The organism is Cupriavidus basilensis (assembly GCF_029335485.1).
Classification (GTDB): domain Bacteria; phylum Pseudomonadota; class Gammaproteobacteria; order Burkholderiales; family Burkholderiaceae; genus Cupriavidus; species Cupriavidus basilensis_E.
In genome coordinates, this window is the sequence record NZ_JARJLM010000465.1 from 26,037 (window position 1) to 32,036 (window position 6,000).

The window sequence follows — 6,000 nt, forward strand, 5'->3', positions numbered from 1 at the left end:
AGCAAGAACATGCTTAACGCCCTGCATATCCGGTTTCCGGGCGACCGGCCTGAACAGCTATGACGAAGGCGTCCGGCAGGCACTCGGCCTTGGCGACGAGGAAACGCTGGTTGGCTTCCTGTATGTCGGTACACCCAAGGAAGCCGTGCGCCCGGCCAGCCGGCCGGCGCCCGAGGGGTTTGTCCGCGAGTGGCATAGGCCGGCCTGAAGTTTCCAGGCGCGACCTTCCGGACGCGCTCAGCGCTTGCCTGGTCCCTTGCCGGACACCGACTTGGGCGCTCGCCCAAAGAAGCGCGTGAACGCCGTGCTGAAGTTGCTCGGGTGCAGGTAGCCCACCTGCCAGCCGGCCTGCGCTACCTGGCAGCCGGCTTCCAGCAGCGTCCATGCGCGCCGCATGCGCATTTCCAGCAGCATCTGGTGCGGGCTGGTGTTGAATAGCAGCCGGAAGCCCTGCTTGAGCTTGAAGGTGCTCAAGCCCGCGCTGGCGCACAGGTAGTCGATGGTCAGCGGCTGCGCCATCTGCAGCTGCATCAGGTCGCGGATTTGTTCCAGTTTCTGGATGTCGTGCTGGCTCAGGCGGCCTGGTGCCTTGGGTTGAGCCGGGGGCTGCGTCGATGCTGGCGGGCGCAGCTCGCGCAATTGCCCGGCCAGCAGGCTCAGCGCGTTGATCTGCAGGGCGAGCGGATCGGCCGGTGCCGCGCTGGCCAGGCGCAGCAGCGCGCGCGCATGGGCGGCGCTGGCCGGGGCGGTCTTGCCAAAGCCGAGTTCGCGCACGCGGGCTGCGGGCAGCAGATCGCGGCATCGCGCTTCGCCCACATAGCGGCGCAGCGTGGCTTCCTCGACCAGCAGCCGGAGCTGGCCGACGGCCGTGCCCGCCTGGTAGCGCCGCTCGCCCGTGCTGTGGGCGAACGAAGAGACCGTGGTGTAGCCGCCCCGGAAGCCTAGCCGCGCGCCATCGTGCCCGTAGAAGCCGGATTCTCCTTCCAGCCCCAGCGTGATGACCAGCGTGCGCGGCCCGTCGCGCTGGATGCTTTCCTCGATCAGGTCGCAGCGCGGCAGGTAGCGCGAGCGCACCAGCACCAGGCCAGTGTCCACCTGGACGCGCTCCGTGTAGCACTCGCCGAGTTGCGCGGGTAGTTGCTGGCGTAGCCAGCCCGATGTTGTGGCCGGCGCCTGGCATGCCGCGGCCGTCGTGATGCGGTATTGGATGGCGAGTCTCCCTGGGTCGATGCACCTGCAGGCATAGGAAATCCGCTGCCGCGCATATGAATATGGATGATACGCATTCTCATTTGAAAATACCATGCTACGCAATGCATCGTATTGGATATGGGGGTTGCGTATGGCTGCGAGCAAGGCTTGCGTGGGCGGCTGTCCTGGTGGCTGCCTTGGTGGCTGTCTCTGGTCCTTTGTCTTGCTGGGTGCATGGACTCAGGCCTGCGCGCAGGAGGCACTGCCGGCGGTGAGCGTCACCGCCAACAAACAGACGCAGGCGCTCGCCACCGTACCGGCCAGCGTGACGGTGTTCGACGGGGAGGCGCTGGAGGCCGCGGGCGTGACCCGGCTGGAGTCCCTGGCGGAGGTGACGCCGGGCCTGTCGTTCCAGCCTTTCGGGCAAGCCAGCGTCAACGCGCCGGTGATGCGCGGGCTCACGGCCAATTTCTTTTCGTTTTCGTCCTCGACCCTGCTGCAGGTGGACGGCGTGCCCACGCTGATGGCGCAGGGTTTCGACGACCGCTTGCTGGACATCGAGCGGGTCGAGGTGTTGCGTGGTCCGCAGTCCACCCTCTACGGCCGCAATGCCGAGGCGGGCGTCATCAATATCCACACACGGCTGCCCGGTAACGAGCCGCGCAGCATGATCTCCACCGAGATTGGCAGCCGCCAGCAGCGGGCGTTGCGCTTCGCCGTGAGCCGCCCGCTGGTGGCGGACACGCTGTACGCCAGCATCGCGGGCGAATGGTCGGCGCAGGATGGCTTCATCGACAACACCTATACCGGCCGGCGCGAGGATGACCGCGAGCATCGCAACGCCAAGCTGGCTTTGCGCTGGACTCCGGGGCCGGGCACCGATGCCACGCTGCGCTATGCGCAGCAGGACTATCGCGATGGCGCGGCGTTGTGGGGTTCGCGCACCGCGCCGCGCGCCACCGTCAGCTCGGGCACGGCGGGCTGGAACGATTCGACCGGCCGCACGGCCTCGCTCGACGTATCGCATGAATTCGAGTCCGGCCTGCGCCTGCGCGCAATCACGGCCAGCAATGTGTTCTTCGACCGGGTGCAGCAGGACACCGATTTCAGGCCGGCCGACATGCTGCATATCGGGCGAGATCATCGCTTTCGCACCTTGTCGCAGGAGCTCCGCCTGGAAGGCAAGCTCGGGCAGGCGCAATGGCTGGCGGGGGTTTATGCGGACCGCGACAACCACGACCTGCTTAACGAGCAGAAGCTCCCGGCCGGTCAGAACCGCAGCGCGGCAAAGCTGACGGGCGGCACCACGGCGTTGTTCACCCACTGGACCGTGCCGCTGTCCGAGCGCTGGTCCGTGCTGGCCGGCGCACGGGTCGAGCGCAACGCGGTGCGTTTCACGCCCGCGGGCAGCGCGGCGCAGCGCGCGGATACCACGCATCTGTCGCCCAAGCTGGCCTTGCAGTACCAGCTCGCACCGGAAAGCCAGCTCTACGCCAGCGTCTCCGAGGGCCTGCGCGCGGGTGGCTTCAACGTCTTCGTGCCGGCGGCCAACTATGCGGCCTACCGGCCGGAGACGGTGCGCGCCTTCGAGCTTGGCGCCAAGGGATGGCTGCTGCAGCGGCGCATGCGCTATGCGGCTTCCCTGTACCTGATGGATGTGCAGCACATGCAGGTGCAGCAGATGCCGCTGCCCGGGCTGGTGTACATCACCAACGCGGCCTCGGCGCGCTCCACCGGCGCGGAGTTCGAGCTCGATTACCTGCTGGCGCGGGGCTGGCGCCTGCAGGCAGGGCTGGGCTTGAATCGCACGCGTTTCCGGACCTTCCGCGACGGCGCCAATGTCTATGACGGCAACCGCAATCCCTTCGCGCCGGATCTCAACGGCCATGTCGGCCTGCGTTACGACGCGCCGACGGGCTGGTACCTGCAGACAGTCTTCACCGGCACTGGCCGTGTCTACCTGGATGCGGCCAACCGCCATGGCCGCAACGGCTACGGGCTGGTCAACTTGCTGGCAGGCATCAACCGGGGCGCCTTCGAGCTGTCCGGCTACGTCAACAACCTGGCGAACCGCCGCTATGACGCGGTGGGCTACCAGAACGGCATCGTCACGGTCTACAGCCCCCCGCGCGAGCTGGGCGTGCGGCTGACCTGGCGCCTGTGACACCCGCACCCACACCGCGAGGCACCATGGCATTTCATCATCCACCACCGGGGCAGCGGCACCAGGCCGGCGACACGCGCGCGCGCTGGCGCCATGCCTTGCACCAGGCGCTGTTCGGCTGGCTCAACCTGGCGCTGACCGCGCCCAGTGTCTATCTCTGGCTAGGCCTGCCGCTGATCATGCGCCAGCACGGCTGGTCTGGCACGCAGATCGGGCTGTTCCAGCTCGCGGGCTTGCCGGCGGTGTTCAAGTTCGCGCTGGCCGCGCCGGTGGAGCGCCATCGCTTCGCGGCGGGGCACTATCGCGGCTGGGCGGCGCTGCTGTGCCTGCTGCTCGCGCTGCTGCTGTGCCTGATCGGCCGGCAGCCGTTGCTGGCGAGCCGATTCGAGCTGTTCGCGCTGGCGTTCGCCGCCGCCATGATGGCGACCTGGGCCGACATCCCCGTCAATGCGCTGGCCATCAAGCTGCTGCCGGCATCGCAGCGCTTGCGTGCCGGTGGGCTGCGTTCCGCGGCATTGTCGATGGGCGCCATCGTGGGTGGCGGCCTGATGCTGCTGGCGCAGGCCCGCTGGGGCTGGCGCGCGCCGTTCTGGCTGATGGCGGGCGGCCTCGGGCTGGGCGTCGTCGCCCTGGGCTTTGTCCGCGAACCGGCCGCACCCATGCCGGAGCCGACAGGCGTCGCCAACCTGCCGTCAGGCCAATGGCGTGGCTACTTTGCCCAACCTGGGGCGATGGCCTGGAACGGGCTGCTGCTGCTTTGTTTTCCTTTCGTGGGCGCGGCCTGGTTTTATCTCAAGCCCTTGCTGCTGGACCACGGCTTTGCGCCCGCGCAGATAGCCTGGGCCGTCGGTGTCGGCGGTGGCCTTGCCGCAGCCGGGGCAGGCCTGGCGGGAGCGCGGGCAATCAAGGCGGCGGGGATGGCCCGCGCCATTCCCGGCGTCGCGGTGCTGGGCCTGCTGGCGCTCGTGGCGTTGAGCGCCGCCGTGTGGCTGGACGCGCCACCGGCGGGCCTGCTTGCCGCTGCCATGCTGGTGGCCGTGGCGATGGGCGCCACTGCCACGCTGGCATTCGGCCTGACGATGTATTTCACCCGGCCCGGGTTTGACGCCGTGGACTACGGCACGCAAGCCAGCCTGTTTGCGCTGAGCCGGCTCGCCGTGCCGCTCGCTGGCGGCCTGCTGATCGATAGCGTGGGTTACCGCGGCATGCTGCTCGCACTGACGATGTCCATGGCGCTGGTAACGTTACTGGCGCTGCGCCAGCGGCAACGCATTGCCGGCATTGTGAGCGGGCGGCACCTTGGGGAGGGCGCGCGCGGCTGAAACGGCTGGTTCAGCCGCTCACGCCACTCGCCACCCCAGGCATGGAGGCGAGGGACTCGGTGCAAAGACATGGATGGCGTTCCTTTCGCCTATATTCAAGACGTTGCCGTGGCTACCTTCAAGAACAGCCAGCAGCGAATCTGAGAGCGGTCCTTAGTCCACGCAACGGATGTAAAGCCCCATCGCCACGCGGGCTGCGAAGGCGTGGCTATCCGATCGCTGAGGAGCAGAACAATGAAAAGCATCTGCGTAGCAATTCTGGCCATCATGGCTGCGGCCGGAGCCGCTGCTCAAACGCCCAATGACGCCCAGATAGCGGCAATTGTCGTGACCGCAAATCAGGTGGACATCGACGCGGGCAAACTTGCGGAGAAACAGGGTCATGCTCGCGACGTCAAGGCATTCGGCAAACAGATGGTCACCGACCATACTGGGGTGAATAAGCAAGCGGTGGCATTGGTCAAGAAGTTAAACGTTACTCCGGAAGAAAACCCGACCAGTGAGAGCCTGCGTGCTGGGGGCAAGGAAAACATGACGACGCTCAAGGGGCTTACGGGTACGAGTTTTGACAAGGCCTACATCGACCACGAAGTCGCTTATCATGAACAAGTGATCGATGCCATTGACAAGACACTGATTCCCAGTGCCCAGAACGGGGAGCTCAAGTCGCTTTTGGTCGCCGTGCGCCCGGCGTTCGTGGGGCACCTGGAGCATGCAAAGATGATCCAATCCTCGCTCGGCAAGTAAGCTTGCCGCACAAACTCGCTGTCCATGCAGCAACTACCGTCACGAGGCAACGGGCAACGGCAAAGGCAACTGTTCGCGGTTGCGCTGGCTGCCGCCTGGGCTTTGCTCAATGTTGGTTCCGGCGCAATCGCCGCCCAGAGATTGTCAAGATACACGGTGGTGATCCAGGGCGCGAAGTTCGAGCCCGAGGTCGTTAGCGTGGCGCGAGGCGATGAGGTTGTGTGGATCAACAAGGATCCTTATCCCCACACCGTCACGGCCCCGGGGGAATTCGACTCGCACGAGATCATTGCCGGCGCATCCTGGCGATATGTCGCGCGCAAGGTGGGCGAGTTCCCCTATGCCTGCACGCTGCATCCAAACATGAAGGGGACGCTCAAGGTGGAACGGTCAGCCCCGCCTCGCGGCCTCCACTAAGCGAGAACCATGGATATGGGGAAAGCTGAACTTGTACCTTGGCGGATCAGCGCTATTACCAGGCCGGAGACCATGGCGCACGAGTGCGGTCGCACCGCATTACATGAAGAGCAGGGCAGCGAGTCACGAGCTTACATTTGGCGGGCAGCAAGAGCATCA

General features: G+C 66.2%; 5 protein-coding genes. 4 read left to right on the forward strand and 1 reads right to left on the reverse strand.

Features of this window, described 5'->3' with window-relative positions; all coding sequences use genetic code 11:
- Window positions 1-237: 237 nt before the first annotated feature.
- Window positions 238-1,095, reverse strand: a complete 858-nt coding sequence (locus tag P3W85_RS28775; RefSeq protein ID WP_276267254.1) for a helix-turn-helix transcriptional regulator — start codon at window positions 1,093-1,095, stop codon at window positions 238-240.
- Between the two features lie 247 nt (window positions 1,096-1,342).
- Between P3W85_RS28775 and P3W85_RS28780 the strand changes: the two genes are divergently transcribed.
- The 4 genes from P3W85_RS28780 (at window position 1,343) to P3W85_RS28795 (ending at window position 5,841) form a co-directional block, all read left to right on the forward strand.
- The gene (locus P3W85_RS28780) at window positions 1,343-3,355 is read left to right on the forward strand and encodes a TonB-dependent receptor (protein ID WP_430869636.1); all 2,013 of its coding nucleotides are present in this window, start codon (window positions 1,343-1,345) and stop codon (window positions 3,353-3,355) included.
- Between the two features lie 26 nt (window positions 3,356-3,381).
- Entirely contained in the window at window positions 3,382-4,677 is a 1,296-nt protein-coding gene (locus P3W85_RS28785) for an MFS transporter (RefSeq protein ID WP_276267256.1), read from the forward strand.
- Window positions 4,678-4,911: 234 nt separating this feature from the next.
- Window positions 4,912-5,424 carry a DUF4142 domain-containing protein gene (locus tag P3W85_RS28790; RefSeq protein WP_276267257.1) on the forward strand — a complete coding sequence of 171 codons (513 nt, stop codon included), beginning with the start codon at window positions 4,912-4,914 and terminating at the stop codon, window positions 5,422-5,424.
- Window positions 5,425-5,448: 24 nt separating this feature from the next.
- Window positions 5,449-5,841: a cupredoxin domain-containing protein gene (locus P3W85_RS28795; protein WP_276267258.1), complete on the forward strand. Its 393-nt coding sequence runs from the start codon at window positions 5,449-5,451 to the stop codon at window positions 5,839-5,841.
- Window positions 5,842-6,000 lie beyond the last annotated feature (159 nt).

Coding starts and splice junctions, on each gene's coding strand:
- P3W85_RS28780 (WP_430869636.1), top strand. CDS start 1,343: ATGGCTGCGAGCAAGGCTTGCGTGGGCGGCTGTCCTGGTGGCTGCCTT.
- P3W85_RS28785 (WP_276267256.1), top strand. CDS start 3,382: ATGGCATTTCATCATCCACCACCGGGGCAGCGGCACCAGGCCGGCGAC.
- P3W85_RS28790 (WP_276267257.1), top strand. CDS start 4,912: ATGAAAAGCATCTGCGTAGCAATTCTGGCCATCATGGCTGCGGCCGGA.
- P3W85_RS28795 (WP_276267258.1), top strand. CDS start 5,449: ATGCAGCAACTACCGTCACGAGGCAACGGGCAACGGCAAAGGCAACTG.